Below are 779 nucleotides of genomic sequence, written 5' to 3'. Positions count from 1 at the left end.
GCCGTCAGCGGGTTTGACGTATCTGATATCACGGTCACGGGCGGCACGCTCTCGGGTCTGACCACGAGCGACAACATCACCTGGACGGCCACCTTCACGCAATCGGGCACCGATGCGCCGAGCATCGCTGTGGCCGGTGGCAGCTACACCGATGTCGCGGGCAACGCTGGCACAGGCGCCTCGCTGGCCATGACGGCCGACACCGCCGCACCCACGCTGTCCATCACCGCGGCTGACACCTTGCTGGCCGCCGGTGAGTCCACCACCGTCACCTTCACGTTCTCGGAAGCCGTCAGCGGGTTTGACGTATCTGATATCACGGTCACGGGCGGCACGCTCTTGGGTCTGACCACGAGCGACAACATCACCTGGACGGCCACCTTCACGCAGTCGGGCACGGATGCCCCGAGCATTGCCGTCGGTACCGGCTCCTACACCGATCTGGCTGGCAATGCCGGTGCCGGAGCTTCGCTGACGCTCTCCGCCGACACCGCCGCACCCACGCTGTCCATCACCGCGGCTGACACCTTGCTGGCCGCCGGTGAGTCCACGACGGTGACTTTCAGCTTCAGCGAGCCGGTGACCGGCTTTGACGCTTCGGACATCACGGTCACGGGCGGCACGCTCTCGGGTCTGACCACGAGCGACAACATCACCTGGACGGCCACCTTCACGCAGTCGGGCACGGATGCCCCGAGCATTGCGGTTGGCGCGGGCAGCTACACCGATGTCGCGGGCAACGCAGGTACAGGCGCCTCGCTGGCCATGACCGCCGACAC

The 779-nt window shown here is 66.6% G+C and carries 1 protein-coding gene; it reads left to right on the top strand.

The features are described 5' to 3' along the window. Window positions 1-779: Ig-like domain-containing protein (locus tag AC1ECW_RS16250; protein WP_481202300.1), on the top strand; the 779-nt coding region annotated here is incomplete at both ends.

The sequence above is a fragment of the Caldimonas hydrothermalis genome (assembly GCF_056746695.1).
This window is presented reverse-complemented; position numbering and strand designations above follow the sequence as displayed.